The sequence below is a fragment of the Streptomyces sp. R44 genome, from assembly GCF_041053105.1.
Lineage (GTDB): Bacteria > Actinomycetota > Actinomycetes > Streptomycetales > Streptomycetaceae > Streptomyces.
In genome coordinates, this window is sequence record NZ_CP163444.1 from 6,305,329 (window position 1) to 6,331,696 (window position 26,368).

General features: G+C 73.4%; 24 protein-coding genes. 13 read left to right on the plus strand and 11 right to left on the minus strand.

The features are described 5' to 3' along the window. The first annotated feature begins 86 nt into the window (after positions 1-86). From hemB to hemL, 4 genes are read left to right on the plus strand one after another with little or no spacing between them, the layout of a single operon-like run. Positions 87-1,106, plus strand: a complete 1,020-nt coding sequence (gene hemB, locus AB5J54_RS29375; RefSeq protein WP_369146913.1) for a porphobilinogen synthase — start codon at positions 87-89, stop codon at positions 1,104-1,106. Between the two features lie 4 nt (positions 1,107-1,110). Continuing rightward, positions 1,111-2,451: a glutamyl-tRNA reductase gene (gene hemA, locus AB5J54_RS29380; protein WP_369146914.1), complete on the plus strand. Its 1,341-nt coding sequence runs from the start codon at positions 1,111-1,113 to the stop codon at positions 2,449-2,451. Further along, entirely contained in the window at positions 2,448-4,502 is a 2,055-nt protein-coding gene (locus tag AB5J54_RS29385; RefSeq protein ID WP_369146915.1) for an acetate--CoA ligase family protein, read from the plus strand. Before hemA ends, AB5J54_RS29385 begins: the two co-directional genes overlap by 4 nt. Continuing rightward, the gene (gene hemL, locus AB5J54_RS29390) at positions 4,499-5,800 is read left to right on the plus strand and encodes a glutamate-1-semialdehyde 2,1-aminomutase (RefSeq protein ID WP_369146916.1); all 1,302 of its coding nucleotides are present in this window, start codon (positions 4,499-4,501) and stop codon (positions 5,798-5,800) included. Before AB5J54_RS29385 ends, hemL begins: the two co-directional genes overlap by 4 nt. A gap of 66 nt (positions 5,801-5,866) precedes the next feature. On the opposite strand, the gene AB5J54_RS29395 is transcribed toward hemL, so the two are convergent. Continuing rightward, positions 5,867-6,283: an organic hydroperoxide resistance protein gene (locus AB5J54_RS29395; RefSeq protein ID WP_369146917.1), complete on the minus strand. Its 417-nt coding sequence runs from the start codon at positions 6,281-6,283 to the stop codon at positions 5,867-5,869. Between the two features lie 151 nt (positions 6,284-6,434). Between AB5J54_RS29395 and AB5J54_RS29400 the strand changes: the two genes are divergently transcribed. After that, positions 6,435-7,520: a CaiB/BaiF CoA transferase family protein gene (locus AB5J54_RS29400; RefSeq protein ID WP_369146918.1), complete on the plus strand. Its 1,086-nt coding sequence runs from the start codon at positions 6,435-6,437 to the stop codon at positions 7,518-7,520. Here AB5J54_RS29400 and AB5J54_RS29405 read toward each other — a convergent pair. The 6 genes from AB5J54_RS29405 to AB5J54_RS29430 all read right to left on the minus strand — a co-directional run bounded on the left by AB5J54_RS29405 (position 7,505) and on the right by AB5J54_RS29430 (position 12,055). Continuing rightward, the gene (locus tag AB5J54_RS29405; protein WP_369146919.1) at positions 7,505-8,149 is read right to left on the minus strand and encodes a response regulator; all 645 of its coding nucleotides are present in this window, start codon (positions 8,147-8,149) and stop codon (positions 7,505-7,507) included. The two genes, AB5J54_RS29400 and AB5J54_RS29405, sit on opposite strands and share 16 nt — an antisense overlap. Further along, positions 8,140-9,273 (minus strand): sensor histidine kinase, encoded by a 1,134-nt coding sequence (locus AB5J54_RS29410; protein WP_369146920.1) that lies wholly within the window; start codon positions 9,271-9,273, stop codon positions 8,140-8,142. The genes AB5J54_RS29405 and AB5J54_RS29410 overlap by 10 nt, the downstream gene beginning before the upstream one ends. Positions 9,274-9,359: 86 nt before the next feature. Then, on the minus strand, positions 9,360-10,034 hold the full coding sequence (locus AB5J54_RS29415) for a DedA family protein (RefSeq protein WP_369149492.1): 675 nt from the start codon (positions 10,032-10,034) through the stop codon (positions 9,360-9,362). Positions 10,035-10,181: 147 nt separating this feature from the next. Next, positions 10,182-10,844, minus strand: coding sequence for an NUDIX domain-containing protein (locus tag AB5J54_RS29420; protein WP_369146921.1), 663 nt, complete (start codon positions 10,842-10,844; stop codon positions 10,182-10,184). Beyond that, positions 10,841-11,218 carry a DUF4406 domain-containing protein gene (locus AB5J54_RS29425; protein WP_086830737.1) on the minus strand — a complete coding sequence of 126 codons (378 nt, stop codon included), beginning with the start codon at positions 11,216-11,218 and terminating at the stop codon, positions 10,841-10,843. The genes AB5J54_RS29420 and AB5J54_RS29425 overlap by 4 nt, the downstream gene beginning before the upstream one ends. 51 nt (positions 11,219-11,269) lie before the next feature. Continuing rightward, positions 11,270-12,055 carry a DeoR/GlpR family DNA-binding transcription regulator gene (locus AB5J54_RS29430; protein ID WP_369146922.1) on the minus strand — a complete coding sequence of 262 codons (786 nt, stop codon included), beginning with the start codon at positions 12,053-12,055 and terminating at the stop codon, positions 11,270-11,272. A gap of 93 nt (positions 12,056-12,148) precedes the next feature. On the opposite strand from AB5J54_RS29430, the gene miaB reads away from it, so the two are divergent. Beyond that, positions 12,149-13,672, plus strand: coding sequence for a tRNA (N6-isopentenyl adenosine(37)-C2)-methylthiotransferase MiaB (miaB, locus tag AB5J54_RS29435; RefSeq protein WP_369146923.1), 1,524 nt, complete (start codon positions 12,149-12,151; stop codon positions 13,670-13,672). Between the two features lie 154 nt (positions 13,673-13,826). Further along, the gene (locus AB5J54_RS29440; RefSeq protein WP_369146924.1) at positions 13,827-14,534 is read left to right on the plus strand and encodes a class III extradiol dioxygenase subunit B-like domain-containing protein; all 708 of its coding nucleotides are present in this window, start codon (positions 13,827-13,829) and stop codon (positions 14,532-14,534) included. A gap of 90 nt (positions 14,535-14,624) precedes the next feature. On the opposite strand, the gene AB5J54_RS29445 is transcribed toward AB5J54_RS29440, so the two are convergent. Both AB5J54_RS29445 and AB5J54_RS29450 read right to left on the minus strand, forming a co-directional pair. Further along, positions 14,625-14,882 (minus strand): antitoxin, encoded by a 258-nt coding sequence (locus AB5J54_RS29445; protein WP_369146925.1) that lies wholly within the window; start codon positions 14,880-14,882, stop codon positions 14,625-14,627. 45 nt (positions 14,883-14,927) lie between these two features. Continuing rightward, positions 14,928-15,149, minus strand: coding sequence for a gliding motility protein (locus AB5J54_RS29450; protein WP_369146926.1), 222 nt, complete (start codon positions 15,147-15,149; stop codon positions 14,928-14,930). Positions 15,150-15,288: 139 nt separating this feature from the next. Between AB5J54_RS29450 and miaA the strand changes: the two genes are divergently transcribed. The 6 genes from miaA to hflX all read left to right on the plus strand — a co-directional run bounded on the left by miaA (position 15,289) and on the right by hflX (position 23,725). Continuing rightward, a complete protein-coding gene (gene miaA, locus AB5J54_RS29455; protein ID WP_369146927.1) occupies positions 15,289-16,227 on the plus strand; it encodes a tRNA (adenosine(37)-N6)-dimethylallyltransferase MiaA in 939 nt (312 codons plus the stop codon). Between the two features lie 108 nt (positions 16,228-16,335). Continuing rightward, positions 16,336-16,851 (plus strand): hypothetical protein, encoded by a 516-nt coding sequence (locus AB5J54_RS29460; RefSeq protein ID WP_369149493.1) that lies wholly within the window; start codon positions 16,336-16,338, stop codon positions 16,849-16,851. Positions 16,852-17,152: 301 nt separating this feature from the next. After that, positions 17,153-18,025 carry a diaminopimelate epimerase gene (gene dapF, locus AB5J54_RS29465; RefSeq protein WP_369146928.1) on the plus strand — a complete coding sequence of 291 codons (873 nt, stop codon included), beginning with the start codon at positions 17,153-17,155 and terminating at the stop codon, positions 18,023-18,025. A gap of 175 nt (positions 18,026-18,200) precedes the next feature. Further along, positions 18,201-20,342, plus strand: coding sequence for a bifunctional (p)ppGpp synthetase/guanosine-3',5'-bis(diphosphate) 3'-pyrophosphohydrolase (locus AB5J54_RS29470; RefSeq protein WP_369146929.1), 2,142 nt, complete (start codon positions 18,201-18,203; stop codon positions 20,340-20,342). 277 nt (positions 20,343-20,619) lie between these two features. Beyond that, positions 20,620-22,110, plus strand: a complete 1,491-nt coding sequence (locus AB5J54_RS29475) for a M1 family metallopeptidase (protein WP_369146930.1) — start codon at positions 20,620-20,622, stop codon at positions 22,108-22,110. A 124-nt stretch (positions 22,111-22,234) separates the two neighbouring features. Then, positions 22,235-23,725: a GTPase HflX gene (gene hflX / locus AB5J54_RS29480; protein WP_369146931.1), complete on the plus strand. Its 1,491-nt coding sequence runs from the start codon at positions 22,235-22,237 to the stop codon at positions 23,723-23,725. An 87-nt stretch (positions 23,726-23,812) separates the two neighbouring features. Here the strand turns inward: hflX and AB5J54_RS29485 are convergent, their stop codons facing one another. Both AB5J54_RS29485 and AB5J54_RS29490 read right to left on the minus strand, forming a co-directional pair. Then, positions 23,813-24,985 (minus strand): serine protease, encoded by a 1,173-nt coding sequence (locus AB5J54_RS29485; RefSeq protein WP_369146932.1) that lies wholly within the window; start codon positions 24,983-24,985, stop codon positions 23,813-23,815. A 118-nt stretch (positions 24,986-25,103) separates the two neighbouring features. Continuing rightward, positions 25,104-26,279 carry a serine protease gene (locus tag AB5J54_RS29490; RefSeq protein ID WP_369146933.1) on the minus strand — a complete coding sequence of 392 codons (1,176 nt, stop codon included), beginning with the start codon at positions 26,277-26,279 and terminating at the stop codon, positions 25,104-25,106. Between the last annotated feature and the right edge of the window lie 89 nt (positions 26,280-26,368).

The following is a 26,368-nucleotide window of genomic DNA, read 5'->3' on the forward strand; positions in this document are numbered from 1 at the left end:
CTGCCCGGGGCGCGACGCACCGCCCCGCGCCCGTACCCCCACCGTCATGCACCGCACGCCGTCACGCCTTCGAGGGAGTCACGCCCATGACGTACGACGCCTACGGCCGCAACACCGCGGCCACCGACCCCGCCGCCCCCTACTACCGCCCGCGCCGGCTCCGCCGCACCCCCGCGCTGCGCCGCTTCGCCGCCGAGACCCGCGTCGGCCCCGCCAACCTCGTCCAGCCCCTCTTCCTCCGCGAGGGCCTCACCGAACCGCGTGAGATCCCCTCCATGCCGGGCGTCTTCCAGCACACCCGCGACACCCTCCGCAAGGCCGCCGCCGAGGCCGTCGCCAACGGGGTCGGCGGGCTCATCCTCTTCGGGATCCCCGAGCACAAGGACCCCACAGGCACCGGCGCCGTCGACCCCGACGGCATCCTCCAGGTCGCCCTGCGCGACGTCGCCGCCGAGGTCGGCGACTCCACCGTGATCATCGGCGACATCAACCTCGACGAGTACACCGACCACGGCCACACCGGCGTCCTCGACGCCAACGGCGACGTCGACAACGACGCCAGCATCGAGCTGTACGCGCAGGCCGCCGTCGTCCAGGCCGACGCCGGCGCCCAGATCGTCGCCCCCAGCGGCATGATGGACGGCCAGGTCCGCCGCATCCGCGAGGCCCTCGACCGGGCCGGGCACCAGTCCGTCGCCATCCTCGGCTACTCCGCCAAGTACGCCTCGCACTTCTACGGCCCCTTCCGCGACGCCGTCGAGTCCACCCTGCGCGGCGACCGCAAGGGCTACCAGCAGTTCCCCGGCAACATCCGCGAATCCCTCCTGGAGGTCTCGCTCGACGTCGCCGAGGGCGCCGACCTCGTCATGGTCAAGCCCGCCCTCGCCTACCTCGACATCGTGCGACTCATCGCCGACCACGTGCAGGTGCCCGTCTCCGCCTACCAGGTCTCCGGCGAGTACTCCATGGTCGAGGCGGCCGCCGCCAAGGGCTGGATCGACCGCGACCAGGTCGTCCGCGAGAGCCTCGCCTCCATCCACCGCGCCGGCGCCACCCAGATCATCACCTACTGGGCCTCCGAGTTCGCCCAGAGTCTGGACCGGTGACCCGGTGACCTCGTCCTCCACCGTGCTGGTCCTCGGCATCAGCCATGCCAGCGCCCCGCTCGACCTCCTGGAGAGACTCGCCGGCACCGACCGGCCCGCCGAGGAGCTCGTCTCCGACGCGACCTCCGTCGACGGCATCGACGCCGCCGTCGTCGTCTCCACCTGCAACCGCCTGGAGATCTACGCCGAGACCCGGGGCGGCCCCACCGACCTCGACGAACTCGACGGCCTCGGCGAGCTGTTCGCCCAGCACACCGGCGTCGACCACGAGGAGATCGCCCCGCACCTCTACAGCCACCACTCCGACCGGGCCGTACGCCACCTCTTCGCCGTGGCCTCCGGACTCGAATCGGTCGTGGTCGGCGAGGACCAGATCCTCGGCCAGGTGAAACTGGGCCTCGAACGGTCCCAACGGCTCGACCGCACCGGCCGCGTCCTCGCCAAGGCCGTCCAGACCGCCCTGCGCGTCGGCAAGCGGGCCCGCAACGAGACCGGACTCAACGAGGCCGGCCGCTCCCTCGCCACCGCAGGACTCGGCTTCTTCGAGCGCCGGGTCGGCTCCCTGCACGGCAAGACCGCCCTCGTCATCGGCGCCGGCGCCTTCGCCGGCGTCGTCGTCGCCGCGCTGCGCCGCTCCGGCCTCGACCGGGTGCACGTCGCCAACCGCACCCCGGAGAAGGCCCAGCGGCTCGCCGAGACCACCGGAGGAGTGGGCTACGACCTCGACGACGTGCCCCGGCTGCTCACCGAGGTGGACGTCGTCGTCGGCGCCACCGCCGCCACCGGCCACCTCGTCACCGCCCGGCACGTCGAGGAGGCGCTCGCCGCCCGGGACGGCCGCGAGCTGTTCCTGCTCGACCTGTCCCTGCCGCACAACATCGCCCCCACGGCGGCGGAACTGCCCGGCGTCACCTTCGTCGACCTGCGCCGGATCGCGGAGGAGGGCCAGGAGGACGAGATCTCCGCCGCCAGCGTCCAGGCCGCGCACGAGCTGATCGACGCCGAGGTCGAGCAGTTCCGCACCGGCCTCCGGCTCGCCGGCGCCAAGCCCGTCCTCACCGCCCTGCGCACCGCCGCCACCGAGGCGGCCGAGGCCGAGCTCGACCGGCTCGCCCGCCGTCTCGACGGGCTCGACGGCGCGGCGCGGCAGGAGATCGGCCGCAGCGTCCGCCGCATCGTCGACAAGGCCCTGCACCAGCCCACCGTCCTGGTGCGGGAGCTCGCGGCCGACCCGGACGGCGCCCGGCACATCGCCGCCTTCACCCGCCTCTTCGCCGCGGCGGAACCTCCCCACGACAGCGACACGAACGACCCGAACGAGAAGAAGATCGAGGCCATCGCATGAGTGACATCTCGGCCCTCTGGGAAGCCGAATCCATCGCCGTCATCGGGGCCAGCGAGCGCCCCGGCGCCCTGGGCCGCAAGCCGCTCGACTACCTCCTCCGGTACGGCTACAAGGGCCGCATCCTGCCGGTCAACCCGCGCTCGCCGGAGATCCTCGGCGTCCCCGCGTACCCCAGCGTCAAGGACGCCCCCGGCCCCGTCGACCTGGCCCTGATCATGGTCTCCGCCGAGCGGGTCCCCGGCGCCGTCGACGACTGCGTCGCCGCCGGCGTCAAGCTCGCCGTCATCGCCTCCTCCGGCTTCGCCGAGACCGGCGAGGAGGGCGCCCGCCTCCAGGCGGAGGTCGTCGCCAAGGCCCGCGCGGGCGGCCTGCGGATCATCGGCCCCAACTGCATCGGTGCCGTCGGCTACGAGAACCGGGTCCTCGCCACCTTCAGCCCGCTCTTCGGCGCCGAGTCCGTGCCCTTCGAGCCCGGCACCCTCGCCTTCGTCAGCCAGAGCGGCGCCCTCGGCTTCGGCGCCGCCAGCCTCGCCCTGGAGCGCGGTCTGCGCCCTGGCTGGGTGGTCAGCACCGGCAACGACGCCGATGTCACCGCCCTCGAAGTCCTCCGCGAACTCTCCGCCGTCCCCGAGGTCACCGGGCTCCTCGGCTACCTGGAGGACACCCCGGACATCGGGACCCTCCGCGAGCTCGCCGGCTCCGGCAAGCCCGTCGCCCTCCTCAAGTCCGGCCGTACGGAGGCCGGCGGCCGCGCCGCCGCCTCGCACACCGGCGCCCTCGCCACCGACGACCGCGTCCTCGACGCGGCCCTGCGCGGCCTCGGCATCGTCCGCGTCGACGACATCGACGAACTCCTCGACGTGGCCCGGGTCTTCGAGTCCGAGCGGCGCCCCGCCGGCAACCGCGTCGCCGTCGTCACCACCTCCGGCGGCTCCGGCATCCTCGCCGCCGACGCCGTCGAGGCCCACGGCCTGGAGCTCAGCGCCCTGGAGCCGCGCAGCAAGGAGGCGCTCGCCGAGATCGTCCCCGCCTTCGGGGCCATCGACAACCCGGTCGACATCACGGCCACCGTCCTCAGCGACCCGTCCCTCTTCGACCGCTCCCTCGACGTCCTCATCGCGGACGAGACCGTCGACATCATCGTCGCCGCCTTCTGCGTGATGGCGGGACCCGACGTCGAGAAGGCCGTCAACGCCCTCTCCCGCGCCGCCCAGAAGGGCGGAAAGCCCATCCTCGTCGCCCGCACCGGCGCCGACTTCCTCGCCCCCGACGCCCCCCGCGACCTGCGCGAGGCCGGCCTCCCCGAGTACCCCACCCCGGCCCGTGCCCTGCGCGCCGCCGCCGCCCTCTGGGAGGTCAGCCGTCCCCGTACGCTCCCGGAGGCACCGCGCCCCGGGACCGTGCCCGGCCCCGGCGCCGAGGCCACGGAGCCGCAGCTGAAGGCGCTCCTCGCCGAGGCCGGGATCGCCGTGCCCAAGGGCCGGATCGCGGCGGACGCCGAGGACGCGGCGGCGGCCGTCGCCGAGGTCGGCGGTACGGCGGTGCTCAAGGCCGTCGTCCCCGGCCTGCTCCACAAGACGGAGGCCGGTGGCGTCGAGATCGGCGTCACCGCCGACACCGCGCCCGGGGCGTACGAGCGGCTCGCCGCGCTCGGCGGCCAGGTGCTCGTCGAGGAACGCGTCGGCGAAGGCGTCGAGTTGATCGTCGGCGTCCACACCACCGACCTGGGCCCGGTGCTCACCGCCGGTCTCGGCGGCATCTTCACCGAGGTCCTCGACGACGTCGGCCACCGGCTCCTGCCGCTCGCCCCGGGCGAGGGCGCCGAGCTCCTCGCCGGCCTGCGCGGCGCGAAGATACTCGCCGGGGCCCGCGGCCGCGACGCCGTCGACGTCGAAGCCGCCGCCGCACTCCTCCACAAGGTCGGCGAACTGGTCCAGGACTGGCCGGCCGGCTTCGCCCTCGACCTCAATCCGGTGCGGGTCCTCGCGAAGGGCGCGGTCGTCCTGGACGCCGCTCTGAGCTTCGAGACCGCCGAGGAGGCCGGACGATGAGCGGTACGGAGACGCACAGCAAGGCCCTCTTCGAGCGCGCCCGCAAGGTCACCCCCGGCGGCGTCAACTCGCCGGTCCGGGCCTTCGGAGCTGTCGGCGGCACCCCCCGGTTCATCGCCTCCGCCGAGGGCCCGTACCTCACCGACAGCGACGGGAACGAGTACGTCGACCTCATCTGCTCCTGGGGTCCGATGATCCTCGGCCACCGCCACCCGGCCGTCGTCGAGGCGGTCACCCGGGCCCTGGAACGGGGCACCTCCTTCGGGGCGCCGTCCACCGGGGAGGTCGAACTCGCCGAGGAGATCGTCGACCGGGTCGCCCCGGTCGAGCAGGTCCGCCTGGTCAGCTCCGGCACCGAGGCCACGATGTCGGCGATCCGCCTCGCCCGCGGCTTCACCGGCCGCAGCAAGATCGTGAAGTTCGCCGGCTGCTACCACGGCCACGTGGACGCGCTGCTCGCGTCCGCCGGCTCCGGCCTCGCGACCTTCGCGCTGCCCGACACCCCGGGCGTCACCGGCGCCCAGGCGAGCGACACGATCGTCCTGCCGTACAACGACCTGGCGGCGGTCGAGAAGGTCTTCGCCGAGATCGGCGAGGAGATCGCCGCCGTCATCACCGAGGCGGCCCCCGGCAACATGGGCGCGGTTCCCCCGCTGCCCGGCTTCAACGCCGGCCTCAAGGAGATCACCGCCCGCCACGGCGCGCTCTTCATCTCCGACGAGGTCATGACCGGCTTCCGGGCCAGCCGCTCGGGCTGGTACGGCCGCGACGGCGTCGCCCCCGACCTGCTGACCTTCGGCAAGGTCATGGGCGGCGGCTTCCCGGCGGCGGCCTTCGGCGGCCGCGCGGACGTCATGGCCCACCTCGCCCCGGCGGGCCCCGTCTACCAGGCGGGCACCCTCTCCGGGAACCCGGTCGCCACCGCCGCCGGCCTCGCCACCCTGCGGCACAGCACCCCCGAGGTGTACGAGCGGCTCGACCAGGTCTCGGCCACGATCGGCGCCGAGGTCTCCGCCGCCCTCACCAAGGAGGGCGTGGCGCACCGGCTGCAGTACTCCGGCACCATGTTCTCGGTCTTCTTCGGGGAGGACGAGGTCGTGGACTTCGACGGGGTCCGCGCGACCGAGGCGTACCGCTACACGCCGTTCTTCCACGCACTGCTGCGGCAGGGCGTCTATCTGCCGCCCTCGCCGTTCGAGGCCTGGTTCATCTCGGCCTCGCACGACGACCGGGCCGTGAGCCGGGTGGTCGAGGCACTCCCGGCCGCGGCGGCGGCCGCGGCCGCGGCGAAGCGCTGACGGCGGAAACCGAAAGGGAAGAGCCCCCGTGGATCACGGGGGCTCTTCCCTTTCCCGCGGGGCGGTTCAGCCGGCGAGGTCGATCCGCACCTCGACATTCCCCCGGATCGCCTTCGAGTACGGGCAGCGGCCGTGGGCGGCGTCGGCGAGCCGCCGCGCCTCGGCGGCGTCGAGGCCGGGCAGTTCGACGGTGAGGACCACCGACAGGTGGAAGCCGCCGTCCTCCTTGTGCAGCGCCACCTCGGCGGTGACGGTGTCGTCCGTGAGCGCGGTCCTGGACTCGCGGGCGGAGACCCGGAGCGCGCTGTGGAAGCAGGCGGCGTAGCCCGCGGCGAAGAGCTGCTCGGGGTTGGTCGCGGTGCCGGAGCCGCCGACGGCCTTGGGGCTCGACAGCGGCAGGTCGAGGAGACCGTCGGAGGAGCGCACGGCGCCGTTGCGCCCGTCTCCGGTGGAAGCGACCTCGGCGGTGTAGACGACGGCCATGCGTCATTCCTTTCGACAGCGGAGAAGGGGGAATTCACCCAGTCTCCGGCGCTGGCGAATTCCCGGCGCTACGGATCTCCGCAGTCCTCTCCGGAGCTCCGCCGAATAGCGTGGAGGACATCACCGATCCATGAATTCAAGGGAGTTGGCCATGACCGGACCGCTGACCGGAGTACGCGTACTGGAATTCGCGGGCTCGGCGCCCACCGCGTTCGTCGGCACCGTCCTGTCCGGTCTCGGCGCCGACGTCGTACGCGTCGACAGGGCGCCCGCAGCCCCCGAGGGCGCACGCCCCCCGGAGAACCCGCTCTCCCGCGGCCGCCGTTCGGTCGCCCTCGACCTCAAGAGCCCCGAAGGGACCGAGCGGGCGCTCGCGCTCGCCGAGCACGCCGACATCCTCGTCGAGGGCTTCCGCCCCGGCGTCGCCGACCGCCTCGGCATCGGCCCCGCCGCCGCCCACGCCCGCAACCCGCGCCTGGTGTACGGGCGGCTCAGCGGCTGGGGCGGCCAGGGCGAGTGGGCCGGACGCGCCGCCCACGACCTCGCCGTGCTCGCCCTGACCGGAGCCCTCGACGCCGACCCGGTGACCGGGACGCCGGTCCCGCCCCCGACCGCGTACCTCTCCAGCTTCGCCGGCGGCGCCAACGCCCATGTGCACGGGCTGCTCGCCGCACTCCACGAACGGGAGCGCTCCGGCCGGGGCCAGGTCGTCGACACCGCCCTCGCCGACGGCGCCGCCCTGATCGCCACCCTGATCCACCAGTGGCGCGCGGTCCCCGGCAACCACACCGTCACCGACGCCCCGCACTACACCTTCTACGCGGCCGCCGACGGCCTGCACCTCGCCGTCGCCGCCATCGAACCCCGGCTCTACCAGAACCTCCTGGAACAGCTGGGCCTCACCGAGGAGGACAACCTCCCCGACCGCGCCGACGCGGCCGCCTGGCCGGAGCTGCGCGCCCTGATCGCCGCCCGCTTCGCCACCCGCGACCGTGCGCACTGGGTGAAGCTCTTCGACGCCGTGGACGCCGGAGTGGCCCCCGTCCTCACCGCCGCCGAGGCGGCCGAGCACCACCAGCTCGCCGCGCGCGGCGCGTTCGTGGAGGTCGGCGACACCGTGCAGCCCGCCCCCGCCTCCCGCTTCGACCGCACCCCGGCCGGCGCCCCGGGCCGCGCCCCGCTCCCCGGCGAGCACACGGACGAGGTCCTCGCGGAATGGGCTCAGGCCTCCAGGTAACGCAGCACCGCCAGGATCCGCCGGCTGTAGCCGTCGGTCCGGTGGAGCTCCAGCTTGTCGAAGACGACGCCCAGGTACTTCTCGACCGCGCTCAGCGAGAGGTGCAGCTGCCGGGCGATGGCCGCGTTCGTATAGCCCTGGGCCAGCACCTCCAGGACCTCCCGCTCGCGCGGGGTGAGCCGGGCCAGCGGATCGGCGTGCGTGCTGCGGACGACGAGCTGGTGCACCACCTGCGGGTCGATCGCCGCCCCGCCCCCGTGGATCCGTTCCAGCGCGTCGAGGAACTCCTCGACCTGCGCCACCCGGTCCTTGAGGAGATAGCCGACCCGTTCCGCGCCGGCCGCGAGGAGCCGGGCCGCGTAGCTGCGCTCGACGTACTGCGAGAGCACGAGCACCCCCGTCCCCGGCAGCCGCTCGCGGATCTCCACCGCGGCCCGCAGCCCCTCGTCGGTGTGGGTCGGCGGCATCCGGATGTCGGCGACCACGACGTCCGGGCGCCGCGCCTCGACCTCGGCGACCAGGGTCTCGGCGTCGCCGAACGCGGCGAGCACCTCATGGCCCTCCTCGACGAGCAGCCGCACCAGGCCCTCCCGCAGCAGGGTCGAGTCCTCGGCCAGGATCACGCGCACGGCAGCTCCGCGACAAGAGTGGTGGGTCCCCCGAGGGGGCTGTCGACGCGCAGGGTCCCGTCCAGCGCGGCGACCCGGCTGCGCAGCCCGGTGAGCCCGCTGCCCGCCGGGTCCGCGCCGCCCCGGCCGTCGTCCTCGACCCGCACGGTGAGCAGCGGGCCGACGCGTGTGACACGCACGGAGACGGCGGAGGCGGCGGAATGCTTGGCGGCGTTGGTGACGGCCTCCGACACCACGAAGTACGCGGCGGTCTCCACCGGCCGGGGCAGCGGCCCGTCCCCCGCCTCGAAGCGGACGCGCAGCGGGATCCCGCAGCGCTGCGCCACCCCGCCCAGCGCCTCTTCGAGGCCCAGGCTGTCGAGGGCCGCGGGGTACACCCGCCAGGCCACGTCCCGCAGCTCGGCCAGGACGTCCTGGGCCTCCCGGTGCGCCTGCCGCAGCAGCGCGTCCGCCTGCTCCGGGTCGCGCTCCCGGCCCCGGCGCGCCCTGCCCAGCAGCATGGCCAGGGCCACCAGCCGCTGCTGGACGCCGTCGTGGAGGTCGCGCTCGATCCGCCGGCGCTCGGTGTCCACGGCCTGGACCACGGCCGCCCGGCTGAGGGCGAGCTCGTCGATGCGGCGGCGCAGCAGCTCCTGCTCGGAGGGGCCGAAGCACGCGCGCGCGAGGCGGGCGTCGAGGGCGGTCAGCGCGTACAGGCCCTGGACGTCGAGGAAGAGCAGGACACCGCCGAGCAGCAGCTGGCCGAGGAGTTCGGTCCAGCCGAGCGAGCCCCGGACGACGCCCCGGACGAGCAGGACGGCCAGGACCTCGCCGAAGACGAGGAGCCCGAGCACGATCGCGGTCACCAGACCGGCCCCCACCCGGGCGGCGAGGTACCGGAGGAGCCGCCGGTCGGGGACTTCGTACGCGCCGGGGAACCGGTCGCCGAAGAAGACCGAGCGGCGCCTCCGCTCCAGGGCGGCCAGCCGCCGGACCCCGGCCATCAGGACGGGCCGCGCGCGGGGCCACAGCAGGAAGGGGCCGAGGACGGGGCCGGAGACCAGGAAGAGAAGGGGACTGAGGCATCCGAGCAGCACACCGACGAACCGCCGGCCCGCCGAAGCCTCCCCCTCGCCCCCTCGCATGCTCCCGGAGCCTACTTCGTCCGGCACGGGTCCCCGCTCCCCGCTCAGGAGGCCTACTTCGTCCGGCACAGGTCCCCGCTCCCCGCTCAGGAGGTACGGCGGTGCTGGGCTCGGCCGCGCCCCCGGAGCCGTACGGCGAGGAACGCGGCCAGGGCCACCAGGACCAGCACCAGCACGGCCTTGGACAGCACGCCCACGTACCCCTCGACGAGGTCCCAGCGGTCCCCGAGCCAGTAACCGGCCATCACGAGCACGCTGTTCCAGACGAGACTGCCGAGCGTCGTGAGGGTGAGGAAGAGGTGCATCGGCATCCGCTCGACCCCGGCGGGGACCGAGATGAGACTGCGGAAGATCGGCACCATTCGGCCCAGGAACACCGCCTTGGTGCCGTGCCGCGCGAACCACCGCTCGGTGCGCTCCAGATCGGAGACCTTCACCAGCGGCAGCCGGGCCCAGAGCGCGTGCATCCGCCGCTGCCCGAACCACGCGCCGATCCAGTAGAGGGTCACCGCCCCCACCACCGACCCCAGCGTCGTCCAGAACAGCGCCGAGGCGAGGCTGAGCACCCCCTGCCCGGCGGCGAAGCCGGTCAGCGGCAGGATCACCTCGCTGGGCAGCGGCGGGAAGAGGTTCTCCAGCGCGATGGCCAGCCCGGCGCCGGGCCCGCCCATCGTGTCGACGAGTCCGGCGGCCCACCCGGCGAATCCGCCGGCGGGCTCCCCGGCCAGGGCCAGGGCGGGGTGGGAGACGGGCGAGGTGATCGGCACGGCGGATCTCCAGGACGGCGAGTGGGTTCCCGAGGCCCTCCGCCCCGGCACCCTTCACGCTAGAAATCCCACGTCACGCCCGGTACGAGGCTTCCCGCCCGGCCACCCTGCGGAAAACCGCAGGGCCGTTCCGGACAGGCCCTAGGCACCCGCCCGGAACGGCCCGTCGAGGGCGGCCCACTGCAGCAGCATGACGGTCTTCGCGTCGGCGATCCTTCCGTCGCGGACCATGGCGAGTGCCTCCGCGAAGGGGACCTCCACGGTGGTGATGTCCTCGCCCTCGGCGGCGACCCCGTGGGTCTCACCGGGGGAGTGCGCCGTGTCGTACGGAGCGGCGAAGAAGTGCAGGCGCTCGGTGACCGAGCCGGGACTCATGTAGACCTCGAAGACCCGCTCGGGCGCACCGATGCTGTGCCCGGTCTCCTCCTCGGCCTCGCGGCGGATCGCCTCCTCGGGGCTCTCGCCGTCGAGGAGGCCCGCGGCGGTTTCGAGGAGCATGCCGTCGGGGTGCCCGTTGACGTAGGCGGGGAGGCGGAACTGGCGGACCAGGAGCACGGTACGGCGTTCGGTGTTGTGGAGCAGGACGGTCGCCCCGTCGCCGCGGTCGTAGGTCTCGCGCTGCTCACGGCTCCAGTGCCCGTCGCCGTGCCGGAAGTCGAAAGTGGTCTTCCGCAGGACGTACCAGTCGCAGGACAGCACCTCCACGTCCTGGATCCGCACGTCCGGGTTGCCGGTCAGATCGCGGCCGTGCCGGTCGAGACCGGTCCGGCCGCGGCGGTCGGGGGTGTCGACGCCGGCGGTCATCGGGCGGCCGGGACGGCGGTGATGTCGGTGTAGACGGCGGCGCCCTGCCCGAGGGCCTGGGCGACCATCCGGTCGGCGCCCTCGGAGGGCCCGCCGATCCGCAGCACCGCGTCGCAGCGGGACAGCAGGCGCTCGGCGACGGGATGGAAGATCTCGTCGAAGAGCGGGTCGCCGGGGGCGGCGCCGCCGGCCGTCTCCAGGAGCGGGAGGGCGAGGGCCTCTCCGGTGACGGGCAGGTGCCCGGCGCGGAAGAGCACGAGAGCGGCCTCGTTCATCGCCCGCACGTTGGCGGCCAGCTTGCGGGGGTCGTCGCCGGTGCCGGCCCGGTAGGGACCGGCGACGAGGATCATCAGGGGGCGGGGACCGGGGGTCATGACCGCATCACTCCTCCATCAGGCGTACGGGTACGGGCGACGGCGTCCCGGTCAGGCGAGCGCCGTCCGGACACCCGCGTCCCGCAGGGCGTCCAGGGTCTGGGGGCCGCCGGGATGGGTGGCGGCGTCCTCCGCGGCCCGGTCGGTCACGAAGTCGTCCACCGCGTCGAGGGAGGCGACCCGGCTGAACGCGCGCACGCCCAGCTTGGTCGCGTCCGCGACCGCGACCGTACGGGCGGAACGGGCGAGCCCGGCCTGCTTGACGGCCGCGTCGTCGAGGGAGAACTCCGACCAGCCGTGCTCGGCGTGCACCCCGCCGATGGACATCACGAAGCAGTCGAAGGCCAGGGCCTCCAGGGTGCGCAGCGCGAGCGGGCCGACGAGGGAGCGCTCACCGGGACGGGAGCGTCCGCCCACGACGAGGAGATCGATCCCGGGCCGGTCGGCCAGGGCGACGGCCGCCTGGAGGCTGAGCACGGCGACCGTCAGCGGGCCTCGGTCGGCCAGGTGCTCGGCGACGTGCACGGTCGTGGTCCCCGCGTCGAGCAGCACGCGCGAACCGGGCTCCACGAGCGCGGCCACGGCCGCGCCGATCCTGTCCTTGGTCGCGGTCTGCCAGGGCTCCCGCGCGGTGAACCCCGCCTGCTCCTCACGCGTGCGCGTGGCGACGGCACCACCGTGCACCCGGCGCACGAGACCCTGGCGCTCCAGCGCGTCGAGGTCCCTGCGGACGGTCATTTCGGAGACGCCCAGACGAAGGGAGAGCTCCGACACGGAGACCCGGTCGGAGCCCTGCACCAATCGCAGGGTCAGGTCCAGACGATTGGCGACACCCATGACGACTTTCTACCACGGTGATGTTCGAATGAACATCACCGTGTGCGAAATGACGGGACGGGAGCCATCCCCGGACCGCCTACCCTTGGACGCATGACGAGCAGCAGCGACCGGAGCACCGCAGTGAGCGTTGACGGCACCAAGACCTACGAGATCCGCACCTACGGGTGCCAGATGAACGTCCACGACTCCGAGCGGCTCTCCGGTCTGCTGGAGGAGGCGGGTTACGTCCGGGCCCCCAAGGGCGCGGACGGCGACGCCGACGTCGTCGTCTTCAACACCTGCGCGGTCCGCGAGAACGCCGACAACAAGCTGTACGGCAACCTCGGCCGGCTCGCCCCGATGAAGACCACGCGCCCCGGCATGCAGATCGCCGTCGGCGGCTGTCTCGCCCAGAAGGACCGCGACACCATCGTCAAGAAGGCCCCCTGGGTCGACGTGGTCTTCGGCACGCACAACATCGGCAAGCTGCCGGTCCTCCTGGAGCGCGCCCGCGTCCAGGAGGAGGCCCAGATCGAGATCGCCGAGTCCCTGGAGGCCTTCCCCTCCACGCTGCCGACCCGCCGCGAATCCGCCTACGCCGCCTGGGTCTCGATCTCCGTCGGCTGCAACAACACCTGCACCTTCTGCATCGTCCCCGCCCTGCGTGGCAAGGAGGAGGACCGCCGACCCGGCGACATCCTCGCCGAGATCGAGGCGCTGGTCGCCGAGGGCGTCTCCGAGATCACCCTGCTCGGCCAGAACGTCAACGCGTACGGCTCCGACCTGGGCGACCGCGAGGCCTTCAGCAAGCTGCTGCGCGCCTGCGGCCAGATCGAGGGCCTGGAGCGCGTCCGCTTCACCTCCCCGCACCCCCGCGACTTCACGGACGACGTCATCGCGGCCATGGCCGAGACGCCGAACGTCATGCCGCAGCTGCACATGCCGCTCCAGTCCGGCTCGGACTCGATCCTCCGGGCGATGCGCCGCTCCTACCGGCAGGAGCGTTTCCTCGGCATCATCGAGAAGGTCCGCGCGTCCATCCCGCACGCCGCGATCTCCACCGACATCATCGTGGGCTTCCCCGGCGAGACCGAGGAGGACTTCGAGCAGACGATGCACACCGTCCGCGAGGCCCGCTTCGCGAACGCCTTCACCTTCCAGTACTCCAAGCGCCCCGGCACCCCGGCGGCGACCATGGAGGGCCAGATCCCGAAGGAGGTCGTGCAGGCGCGCTACGAGCGCCTCGTCGCCCTCCAGGAGGAGATCTCCTGGGAGGAGAACAAGAAGCAGGTCGGCCGCACCCTGGAGGTCATGGTCGCGGAGGGCGAGGGCCGCAAGGACGGCGAGACCCACCGCCTCTCCGGCCGCGCCCCCGACAACCGGCTCGTCCACTTCACGAAGCCGGCCGAGGAGGTCCGCCCCGGCGACGTGGTGACGGTCGAGATCACGTACGCGGCTCCGCACCACCTCCTGGCGGAGGGCGAGGTCTCCTCGGTCCGCCGCACGCGCGCGGGCGACGCCTGGGAGAAGCGCACGGCGGCCCCGAAGCCGACGGGCGTCCTCCTGGGCCTCCCGAAGATCGGCGCCCCGGCCCCCCTCCCCCCGGCGGAGACCCCGGCCTGCGGCACGCACTGACGAACGAGCCCACCCGCCGTGTGGGCAGGCGTCCCGCTGGGGCGATGGGGGCACCTCCCGGACGAAGTCTGGGGGAGAAACGCATGCCCACAACGGGCGGGGCGCGGCGGGCGTAGGCCCACGACGGACGGCAGGGCGCAGTAGGCTGCCGATCATGCTTGTCGCCGCAGCCGTCTGCCCCTCCCCGCCCCTGCTCCTCCCCGAGATCGCGACCGGCGCCGCCCCCGAGCTGGACGCCGCGCGGACGGCCTGCGCGGATGCCGTCGGGCTGCTCGCCGCCGCCCGCCCCGACCGGCTGTACGTCGTCGGCCCCGCCGAAGCGGGCGCGCACGGCGCCTACCCGGCCGGTGCGACGGGCTCCTTCGCCGGATTCGGCGTCGACCTCTCGGTGCACCTGGGCGAAGGCCCGACAACCTCCCGCGCCCTCCCCGCCTCCCTCGCCGTCGCCGCCTGGCTCCTCACCCGCGCCGCCTGGGCCGACGCGCCGATCGAGGGCCTGGCCGTGGCCGAGGCGACGGCGCCGGACGCCTGCGCGGCGACCGGCCGTGAGCTCGCGGCCTCCGCCGAGCGCGTCGCCCTCCTGGTGATGGGCGACGGCAGCGCCTGCCGGACCGTGAAGGCCCCCGGCTACCTGGACGAGCGCGCGGCCGGCTTCGACGCGGAGGCGGCCCGGGCGCTCGGCACGGCCGACGTGACCGCGCTGCTCGGGCTGGACGCCGGGCTCGCGGGCGAGCTGAAGGCGGCCGGCCGCGCCCCCTGGCAGGTCCTCGCGGGCGCGGCCGAGGGCGCGGGCCTCGACGGCCGACTGCTCTTCGAGGACGCCCCGTACGGCGTGGGGTACTTCGTCGCCGCCTGGTCGTAGAAGCCCGGGCACACGAACGGCGGACGGCCGCGGAGCGCGATGCTCCGCGGCCGTCCGCCGTGCGGAGGGACTGTCGGGTGACGTCGGTCGTCAGGCGGCCGGCGGCGGCGTCGCGCCACCGCTCCCGGGCGTGCCGTCGTCCTTGTGACCGATCCGGTCGATGGCGTCCTTCGCCTTGCCCGTACCGGACTGGATCTTTTCGCTGTACTTGCCCTTGGTCTTCTCGTCGACCAGCTTCGCGGCCTTGTCCAGGCCGTGGTCGATCTTCTCGCCGTGCTGCTGCGCGAGGTCGGCGACCTTGTCCTTGGCCGGGGCGAGCTTGGCCTTCAGCGAATCCAGGAGACCCATGGGGCACCTTCCCTCCGCGGACCTCGGGGGCCCGTATTCCGTGTCCTACTTCCGGGCGCCTTCGCCCGCCTCGTTGTCGGCGGCGGCCTCGGCCGACTGCTGCTTCGGGATCTCGACGGCCTCGGCGGGCGCCGCTTCGGCCGTCACCTCGTCCGTCTCGACGTCCTCCGCGGCAGCCGTCGGGGCCTCCGCCTCGGCGGCCTCGGCCGTGGCATCCGACCCGGTGTCGCCCTGCTTCTTCCGGCGAAACATTGCAAAAACGCCCATATTCACTCCATAGCGTACTCGGACGGGACGGGCTCCGTGACGATCGACGGTCGGAACCTCGCAACAGGCAACGAAGCCGGATGGGGCCCGTCACGTAGCTCGTTCGGGGACCGGGCGGGAGGTTTGCGAGACTGGGACGGTGAGAAGCGCAGCTCCCGCCCCGCGGGTCATCGCCGTCGTCGGCCCCACGGCAGCCGGAAAGTCCGATCTGGGTGTATTCCTGGCACAGCAGCTCGGCGGCGAGGTCGTCAACGCCGACTCGATGCAGCTCTACCGGGGGATGGACATCGGAACCGCCAAGCTGACGCTTGAGGAGCGCGGCGGCGTCCCGCACCACCTCCTCGACATCTGGGACGTGACGGAGGCCGCCAGCGTCGCCGAGTACCAGCGGCTCGCCCGCGCCGAGATCGACCGGCTGCTCGCCGCGGGCCGCACCCCGGTCCTCGTCGGCGGTTCCGGACTGTACGTACGGGGGGCCGTCGACGCCCTGGAGTTCCCGGGCACCGACCCCGCCGTCCGGGCCCGTCTGGAGGCCGAACTCGAAGAGCGCGGCTCCGGCGTCCTGCACGCCCGGCTGGCCGAGGCCGACCCCGAGGCGGCCCGCGCGATCCTGCCCAGCAACGGCCGTCGCATCGTCCGGGCCCTGGAGGTGATCGAGATCACCGGCAAGCCCTTCACCGCCAACCTCCCCGGCCCCGACTCCGTCTACGACACCGTCCAGATCGGCGTCGACGTGGCCCGCCCCGAGCTCGACGAACGGATCACCACGCGCGTGGACCGGATGTGGGAGGCCGGCCTCGTCGACGAGGTGCGCGCCCTGGAGGCGCAGGGGCTGCGCGAGGGCCGCACGGCGGCCCGCGCCCTCGGCTACCAGCAGGTCCTCGCGGCGCTCGCGGGGGAGTGCACCGAGGACGAGGCGCGCGCGGAGACCGTGCGGGCCACGAAGCGCTTCGCCCGCCGCCAGGACTCGTGGTTCCGCCGCGACCCGCGCGTGCACTGGCTCAGCGGAGCGGCCGATCACCGGGGGGAACTCCCGCGGGAGGCGCTGTCGTTGGTCGAACGAGCGGTCACAGCCTGATCACGTGATGGCATCGGGACGCACTGCCCGTCATTTCGGCGGTCATGAGCGTGCCATCATCGAGCATCGATCGACCGAGTGAAGTCCGAGTGGGGAGGGCGCGTGGCGATGGAGGCCGGCCCTCGCGACAGAGAACAGCACGAGGCGGCCCTGAGTGACCCGACGGCGGATCCGTCGGCGGACACCCCGGGCCATCCGACGGACGACGCTCCCGTCGGCGCCGCCCCGGGGCTGACCCCGGACGGTCCGGACGACGCCGTGGGCACGGCCGTCGAGGTCGACGCCGACGAGGTCGAGGTCGAGCTGCGGCCCCAGCGCCGGCTGCGGATCTGGCAACTCGCCCCGATCGTGGGCCTGGCCGCCGTCGGCTCGCTGATGTTCGCCTTCCCGCTCGCCTTCGGCTCCGGGGACGGCGGTGCCGTGGTCGCGATGCTCGGCCTCCTCATCAGCTCCTGCGCGGCGGGCTGGGGCATGATGGCCGCCCGCAAGGTCGGCTACACCTGGCCGGGCCTCCCGCCCCGCGGCTCGGGCGAGCGCCCGAACTGGCGCGTCCTCGCCCTCTACGTGTCGACGATCGCGGCCCTGGTGGCCCTGGCGGTCTGGCGCGTCGCCCGCCTGCGCTGAAGGGCCACGGCCCGCACCCGTACGGCGCTCGCCTCGTACCGAGTCCCGGACGCACCCTCGCCCGCACGGAGTCCCGGACGCACGCTCGCCGGTACCGAGTCCCGGACGCACCCGTGCCCGTACCGGGTCCCGGGCACGCCCTCCCTCAGCCGTTCGGGGTCGCTCGTCGTGTGTGTGGTCCGGCCCGGGCCCGTGCGGAGGCGGGGCCCGGGGGGACGTGGCCCGAGCGCGGTCGGGCCGGGTGGACCGTCCTGTGGACAGGGCGGGCGGCCTGTCGGTCCCGACCCGTACAGTTGATCGCGTGACCAGCACGCAGACCTCGCCGCTCCCCTTCCTCAAGGGCCACGGCACCGAGAACGACTTCGTGATCGTCCCCGACGCGGAGAACGCCGTCGACCTGCCCCCCGCCGTCGTGGCACGGCTCTGCGACCGGCGGGCCGGCATCGGGGGCGACGGGCTGCTGCACGTCGTGCGCAGCGCCGCCCACCCCGAGGCGCGCCACCTGGCCGAGGAAGCCGAGTGGTTCATGGACTACCGCAACGCCGACGGCTCGGTCGCCGAGATGTGCGGGAACGGCGTGCGGGTCTTCGCCCGCTACCTGGAGCACGCGGGGCACGTCACCGCCGGCGAGGTCGCCGTCGCCACCCGGGGCGGCGTCAAGTACGTCCACCTGGACAAGGACGGCTCCGTCACCGTCGCCATGGGTCGCGCGGTGCTTCCCGAGGCCGGCGTCACCGTCACCGTCGACGGCCGCAGCTGGCCCGCGCGCAACGTGAACATGGGCAACCCGCACGCGGTCGCCTTCGTCGAGGACCTCGCCCACGCGGGGAACCTGTACGACGAGCCGCCGTACGAGCCCGCGGCGGTCTACCCGGACGGGGTGAACATCGAGTTCGTCGCCGACCGCGGCCCCCGCCACGTCGCCATGCGGGTCCACGAGCGCGGCGCCGCCGAGACCCGCTCCTGCGGCACCGGCGCCTGCGCCGTCGCCGTCGCCACCGCCCGCCGGGACGGCGTCGACCCCGCCGAGTCCGGCACCCCCGTCACGTACACCGTCGACGTCCTCGGCGGGACCCTGGTCATCACCGAGCACCCCGACGGCCGGATCGACATGACCGGCCCCGCGGTCATCGTCGCCGAGGGCACCGTCGACCCCACCTGGCTCACGGCATGATCGCGCGCGGCGGAATCGAAACTGTCAACGACTGAATTATCGCTCGAATGGGTGATCCGATTCACGCTGAGCGAGAGCGTGACTGCGCCACGTGGTGGGGTCGGTAGCATCAAGCACCGGCCCCCCGGGCACGCCTGGCCCGCCCACCGCCGGTCGACGTTGCCGGAGGTGCCCCATGAGCGCAGAGGCCACCAACCCCGAGGCCGCCCCCACCGACATGGCCGTCCGCAGACGCGGACGCGCCCGGATCGACCTCCGCCGCCTCGGCCGCGCCGCCCTGCTCGGCGCCACCGCCGGACCGGCGCCCCGTGACCGGCTGCCCGACGCCATCAGCCATGTGGCCGAGGCCCACCGAGCCCAGCACCCCGAGGCCGACCTGACGGTCCTCGGCCGGGCGTACGTCCTCGCCGAGTCCTCGCACCGCGGCCAGTTCCGCAAGAGCGGCGAGGCCTACATCACCCACCCCCTCGCCGTCACCCTCATCCTCGCCGAACTCGGCGCGGAGACCACCACCCTGACCGCCTCCCTCCTCCACGACACCGTCGAGGACACCGAGGTGACACTCGATCAGGTACGCCACGAGTTCGGCGACGAGGTCGCCTATCTCGTCGACGGCGTCACCAAGGTGGAGAAGATCGACTACGGCGCCGCCGCCGAGCCCGAGACCTTCCGCAAGATGCTCGTCGCCACCGGCAGCGACGTCCGGGTCATGTCGATCAAGCTCGCCGACCGCCTCCACAACATGCGCACGCTCGGCGTGATGCGCCCCGAGAAACAGGCCAGGATCGCCAAGGTCACCCGAGACGTCCTCATCCCGCTCGCCGAGCGGCTCGGCGTCCAGGCCCTCAAGACCGAGCTGGAGGACCTGGTCTTCGCGATCCTCCACCCCGAGGAGTACGAGACCACCCGCGCGCTCATCGCCGACAACCCCGGCGCCGCCGGCGAGCTCGCCGCCGTCGCCGACCAGGTCACCGCCGCCCTGCGCGAGGCCGGCATCGGCGCCGAAGTCCTCGTCCGCCCCCGGCACTTCGTCTCCGTCCACCGGGTCCGCCTCAAGCGCGGCGAGCTGCGCGGCTGCGACTTCGGCCGGCTCCTCGTCCTCGTCGCCGAGGACGCCGACTGCTACGGGGTCCTCGGCGAGCTCCACACCTGTTTCACCCCGGTGATCTCCGAGTTCAAGGACTTCATCGCGGCCCCCAAGTTCAACCTGTACCAGTCCCTGCACACCGCCGTCGCCGCCCCCGACGGCGCCGTCGCCGAGGTCCTCATCCGCACCCACCGGATGCACAAGGTCGCCGAGGCCGGCGTCGTCGCCCTCGGCAACCCCCACGTGGGCCAGGAGCCCGACGGCCCGCTCCAGGGGCCCGACGACGGCGAGCGCGTCGACCCCACCCGCCCCGGCTGGCTCTCCCGGCTCCTCGCCTGGCAGCAGTCCGCCCCCGACCCCGACACCTTCTGGACCTCGCTCCGCGCCGACCTCGCCGAGGACGACGAGATCACCGTCTTCCGCGCCGACGGCAGCGCCCCCGGCACCATCAGCCTGCCCGCCGGCGCCAGCTGCGTCGACGCCGCCTACGCCCAGCACGGCGAGGCCGCCCACGCCTGCCTCGGCGCCCGCGTCAACGGCCGCCTCGCCCCGCTGAGCACCGTCCTCGGCGACGGCGACACCGTCCAGCTGCTCCTCGCCCAGGACACGGTGTCCGGGCCGTCCCCGGAGTGGCTCGACCACGCCCGTACCCCCGCCGCGCGGATCGCGATCACCGGCTGGCTCCAGGCGCACCCCGAGAGCGCCGCGCCGCCCGCCGCCCCCACCGACCCCCGGCCGCAGCCCAGCGTCCCCGCCGACCGGCGCTCCGGCGCCGAGCTCCACGCCGACCTGGACGGCGAGCCGCCCGCGGCCGTCCGTCCCGCGGGCTGCTGCACCCCCGTGCCGCCCGACGAGATCACCGGCTTCCGGGTCCGCGGCGGCTCGGTCACCGTCCACCGCGCCCGCTGCTCCGCCGTCGACGCCATGCGCGATCTCGGCCGCGAGCCCGTCACCGTCCGCTGGGGCGACACCGCGCAGGGCCGGGTCACCCTCGTCGCCGAGTCCTTCGGCCGGCCCGGACTGCTCGCCGACCTCACCGAGGCCATCGCCGCCTCCGGGGCCGCCGTCGTCTCGGCGAACGTCGAGCCGCCCAGCGAGCAGCGGGTCCGCCACACGTACACCCTCCACCTCCCCGACGTGGCCGGCCTCGCCGCCCTCATGCGGGCCATGCGGGACGTGCCGGGGGTGTACGACGTCAGGCGGGCGCGCCACTCGCGCGGGCTGAACTGACGACGGCCTTCGAGCGCCCGGCCTTCGAGCGCCCGGCCGTCGGGCGCCCGGCCTTCGAGTGCCCGCCCTTCGAGCGCCCGGCCTCGGGCGACGGGGCTCCGGACTCGGGGCCTGGGGCGACGGGGCCTTGGACTCGGGGCCCGGGGTTCGCGGTAGGCCGTCACCTTCGGGTGCCCCCTCCGGTGACCCCCTTCGGGTGGCCGGCGCGCGCGCCGTCCCGGTGTGCGGCGGCGGCCCTGGTAGCCGTAGGGCCATTCCTCCGGAAAGGCCCTGGCCCATGCCGCTCGTCCGAACCCCCCTGCCCCGCGCGCGGTGGCTCCGCTCCGCCGTCCTGGTCGCCGCCTCCGCCGGGCTCGTCGCCGCCGCGCTGCCCGCCCCGGCGCCGCTCGGCATCGGGGACCCGCTCTTCCCGCACCTCGGCAACCCCGGCTACGACGTCCTCGCGTACACCCTCGACCTCACCTATCCGGGGGTGAACACCAAGCCGCTCGCCGCCGTCACCCGCATCGACGCGCGCGCCACCGAGGACCTGGAGCGGCTCAACCTCGACTTCACCCACGGCACGGTCTCCGCCGTCACCGTCGACGGTCTGCCCGCCGAGTACGTCGGCATTGGCGAGGACCTGGTCGTCACCCCGGTCGCCCCGATCGACGCGGGGGAGGAGGTCCAGATCACCGTCACCCACACCAGCGACCCCACCGGCCCCGCCGACACCGGCGGCTGGGTCCGCACCGGCGACGGGCTCGCCATGGCCAACCAGGCCGACGCCGCCCACCGGGTCTTCCCCTCCAACGACCACCCGGCCGACAAGGCCAGATTCACCTTCCGGATCACCGCCCCCAGCGACCTCACCGTCGTCGCCAACGGGCTCCCCGAGGGCCGCGTCGACCACGGCGCCACCACCACCTGGACGTACCGCGTCCGCCACCCCATGGCCACGGAGCTCGCCCAGGTCTCCATCGGCCGCTCCACCGTCGTCCACCGCGAGGGCCCCCACGGGCTGCCCGTACGGGACGTGGTCGCGACCGCCGACCGGCAGCTCATGGAGCCCTGGCTGCGCCGCACCCCCGGCCACCTGGAGTGGATGGAGAAGCAGGTCGGCCCGTACCCCTTCGAGACGTACGGCGTGCTGATCGCCGACGCGGACACCGGCTTCGAGCTGGAGACCCAGACCCTCTCCCTCTTCGAGCGCGGCATCTTCACCGAGCCCGCCTACCCCGAGTGGTACGTCGACTCCGTCATGGTCCACGAGCTGGCCCACCAGTGGTTCGGCGACAGCGTCTCGCCCCGCACCTGGTCCGACCTCTGGCTCAACGAGGGACACGCCAGCTGGTACGAGGCGCTGTACGCCGAGGAGACCGCCGGCAAGCCCCTGGAGAAGCGCATGAAGGCCGCCTACGCCGCCTCCGACGGCTGGCGCGCCGACGGAGGACCGCCGGCCGCCCCCGAGCCGCCCGCGCCCGACCACAAGATCAGCCTCTTCCGGCCCGTCGTCTACGACGGCAGCGCCCTCGTCCTCTACGCGCTCCGCCAGGAGATCGGCACCGAGGCCTTCCGGACCGTGGAGCGCCGCTGGGTCGCCGAGCACCGGGACGGGACCGCCACCACCGCCGACTTCATCGCGCTCGCCGGCGAGGTCGCCGGCCGGGACCTCACCGCCTTCTTCCACGCCTGGCTGTACGAGGCGAAGACCCCGGCCATGCCCGGGCACCCGGACTGGCGCAGCCGCCCCGTCGAGGGCGCGAGGACCGCCCCGAAACCCGGGTGACGGGCCCCGCGCGGCCGTGTCACCATCTTCAGGTCGGCGACGCGGCCGCGGACGGGAATCTTCCGGCGCCCGCAGGCGTTGTGACCGGCACAGACACGAATCTCCTCATCGACGTTAGGACCCAATGACCTCCTCTTCTTCCCCTTCCCAGGACCAGAGCTTCGCGGAGACGAGCCGTACCGAGAGCCTTCGGGCCGATGCCCTGATGGAAGAGGACGTCGCCTGGAGCCACGAGATCGACGGAGAGCGGGACGGCGAGCAGTTCGACCGCTCCGAGCGTGCGGCGCTGCGCCGTGTCGCGGGCCTCTCCACCGAGCTCGAGGACGTCACCGAGGTCGAGTACCGCCAGCTGCGCCTGGAGCGCGTCGTGCTGGTCGGTGTCTGGACCTCCGGGACGGTGCAGGACGCCGAGAACTCCCTCGCGGAGCTCGCGGCCCTCGCCGAGACGGCGGGCGCCCTCGTCCTCGACGGCGTGATCCAGCGCCGCGACAAGCCGGACCCGGCCACCTTCATCGGCTCGGGCAAGGCGCGCGAGCTGCGCGACATCGTGCTCGAGACCGGTGCCGACACCGTCGTCTGCGACGGCGAGCTCAGCCCCGGCCAGCTCATCGCCCTCGAAGACGTCGTCAAGGTGAAGGTGGTCGACCGGACCGCCCTCATCCTCGACATCTTCGCCCAGCACGCCAAGTCCCGAGAGGGCAAGGCGCAGGTCGCGCTCGCGCAGATGCAGTACATGCTGCCGCGACTGCGCGGCTGGGGTCAGTCGCTCTCCCGTCAGATGGGTGGCGGCGGCGGTGGCGGCATGGCCACCCGTGGTCCCGGTGAGACCAAGATCGAGACCGACCGGCGCCGCATCCGCGAGAAGATGGCGAAGATGCGCCGGGAGATCGCCGAGATGAAGACCGGCCGCGACATCAAGCGGCAGGAGCGGCGCCGTAACAAGGTGCCGTCGGTCGCCATCGCCGGATACACCAACGCCGGCAAGTCCTCCCTGCTCAACCGGCTCACGGGCGCGGGCGTCCTGGTGGAGAACGCGCTGTTCGCCACCCTCGACCCGACCGTCCGCCGGGCCGAGACGCCCACCGGCCGGATCTACACCCTGGCCGACACCGTCGGCTTCGTCCGGCACCTGCCGCACCACCTGGTCGAGGCGTTCCGCTCCACCATGGAGGAGGTCGCCGAGTCCGACCTCATCCTGCACGTGGTGGACGGCTCGCACCCCGCCCCGGAGGAGCAGCTTGCCGCCGTGCGCGAGGTCTTCCGCGACGTCGGCGCGGTGAACGTGCCGGAGATCGTCATCATCAACAAGGCCGACGCGGCCGACCCGCTGGTCCTCCAGCGCCTGCTGCGGATGGAGAAGCACTCGCTCGTGGTCTCGGCCCGTTCGGGCCAGGGCATCGACGAGCTCCTCGCGCTCATCGACTCCGAGCTGCCGCGCCCGGAGGTCGAGCTGGAGGTCCTCGTGCCGTACACGCAGGGCGGTCTCGTCTCGCGGGTGCACGCCGAGGGCGAGGTGCAGTCCGAGGAGCACACCCCGGAGGGCACCCTGCTCAAGGCCCGGGTGCACGAGGAACTGGCGGCGCTGCTCGCGCCGTACGTGCCGGCCGCGCACTGACGAACGGCGAAGGCGCCGGCTTCTCCTTCCGGAGGAGCCGGCGCCTTCTGCTTTCCTGCCTGCTTTCCTGCCGTGTCGCTCAGCGCGTCAGCGGGCGAACTTCTTGCTGACCATGTCGTGGGCGGCCTTGGCCCCCTGACCCAGCTGCGGTCCGGCGAGCCAGCCGTTGCCGCCGGCCGGGCCGATCGAGGTGTTCGACACGAGCGCCGTCTTGCCGTTCGGCAGCACGCGGAACCAGCCGCCACCGGAGGAACCACCGGTCATCGTGCAGCCGATCCGGTACATCGTCGGCGTGGCCGGAGCCGTGGTGAGCCGGGTGGGCCGGTCGAGGCACTTGTGCATGATCATGCCGTTGTACGGCGGCGCCGCCGGGTAGCCCCAGGCGCCCATCGTCCCGGCCTGCGCGGCCGTCGGAGCGGAGAAGTCGACCGGCAGGGCGACGCCGACGGTCTCCTCCAGGGACTTCCCGCCGCGCTCCGGCTGCACGTGCAGCACGGCGTAGTCGTACGGCCAGGCCTGGTTGGTGCCGCCCGCGTTGATCCACTCGCCCGAGGTCACGGCCCAGTCGGCCCAGAACTGGCCGTACGGGTACACCTCGTGCGGCTGCGCGTTCTGCAGCGCGGCGGGGGACTTGCCCAGGTCGTTGAAGGCCGGGACGAAGGTGATGTTGCGGTACCAGCCGCCCTTCTTGCCCGCGTGGACGCAGTGGCCGGCCGTCCAGACCAGGTTGGACTTCCCGGGCCGGCGCGGGTCCTTCACGATCGTGCCGGAGCAGACCATGGAGCCCTCGGGCGAGTCGAAGAAGATCTTGCCGACCGGGGCCGCGTTGCGGTGGTACGGGGTCTTCTCGCGCTGCGCCTGCACGGGCCGGGGCGTCGGGTCGCTGCCGCCGCTGCCGGCCTGCGCGGTGATCGTCTGGTCCGGGCTCTTCGCCGACTGCATGCGCGCCGGGTCCCAGAGTCCGTCGATGACCGGGTTGACGAAGTCCTCGGCCTCACGGAGCCAGGTGTCCTGGTCCCAGTTCTTCCACTCGCCGTTCTTCCACTTGTCCAGGTCGACGCCGTGCTTCTTGAGCTTGTCGGCGAGGTCCTTGGTGAGGTCGGAACCGGCGTCACCGCCGTCGGCGGCGGGTGCGGAGCTGCTCGCTCCGGCGGACGGCTTGCCGTCGGCCGGGGTCTCGGTGGGGCCGCAGGCCGTGGCGGTCAGCGTGAGCGCGGTGACCAGACCGAGGGCGGCGGGTAGGAGTCGTACGGAACGCATGTATGGATTCCCCGTTGGTGTTGCCATGGACGTGTCATAAGCGGTGCACAGTATGCCCGTTGCGCGGAACACGGGTGGAGGCGGGACCCGACGGTCCCGCCTCCGTGCGATGCCGTGCCTACTGGCCGGCGTACTTCTTGCTGACCTCTTCGAAGATGGCCTTGGCCTCGGGACCGAAGCGCGGACCCGCCAGCCAGCCGGCCGTCGACGGGCCGATCGAGGTGTTCGACACCAGCGCCGGCTTGCCGTCATGGCCCTTGGCGACCCAGCCGCCACCGGAGGAACCACCGGTCATCGTGCAGCCGATCCGGTACATCGTCGGCTGCTCGGCCTTCAGGGACAGCCGGCCCGGCTTGTCCTTGCACTGGAAGGCCTTCTGGCCGTCGAACGGCGGCGCCGCCGGGTAGCCGGTCGCCGTCAGGCTTGCGATCTTCGGCACCGCGGGGGCGTTGAACTCCACCGGCAGCGCCGAACCGACCGTCTCCTCCAGGGACTTGCCCGAGGAGCCCTTCTCCGGGGTCACCTTGATGACCGCGAAGTCGTACGGAGCACCGGCACCACCGGTGGACGCGCCCTCGGCGATCCACTGGTCGGAGGTCTTGACCCAGTCCGCCCACCACACGCCGTACGGGGCGATCTGCTCCCGCGTCGCCTTCTCCAGCGCGGAGGTCTCCATCGCCGCGTCGTTGTACGAGGGCACGAAGGCGATGTTGCGGTACCAGCCGCCCTCCTTGCCCTTGTGCACGCAGTGGCCGGCCGTCCAGACCAGGTTGGACTTGCCCGGGTGCGCGGGGTCCTTCACGACCGTGGCCGAGCAGACCATCGAACCCTCGGGGCCGTCGAAGAAGACCTTGCCGGACTCGGGGGCGTTGTCGTGGTACTTCGCCGCCACCGCCTTCGCCTTCACCGGGTCCGGCGTCGGGTCGGTGACACCCTTGTCGCCCGAGATGTCCTCCTCCTCGACCGGCTTGTCGGGGCGCTCGGCCTCGCGCATCCGGTCCGGGTCCCAGAGGTCCTCGATGATCGGGTTGACGAAGTCCTTGGCCTCACGCAGCCACTTGTCGCGGTCCCAGTTCTTCCACTCGCCGTTCCGCCACTTGTCGAGGTCGATCCCGTGTTCCTTCAGGCGGTCCTTCAGGTCCTCCGGAATCTTGAGCTTGTCCGGGTCCAGGCTCACGGGCGCGACGGGCTTGTCGCCTCCCGCGTTCTCCTCGCTCGGACCGCAGGCCGTGACGGTGAGCGTCAGCGCCGCGACGGCGGAAGCCGCCATCAGCAGCGGACGAATCGATCGCATCTCGTGATCCCCCTGGGACTACGTCAACTTGTGCATGGTGCATGGCCGAACACCGGCCGGGCCCTCGCGGACACGACCGACGGCCCCCA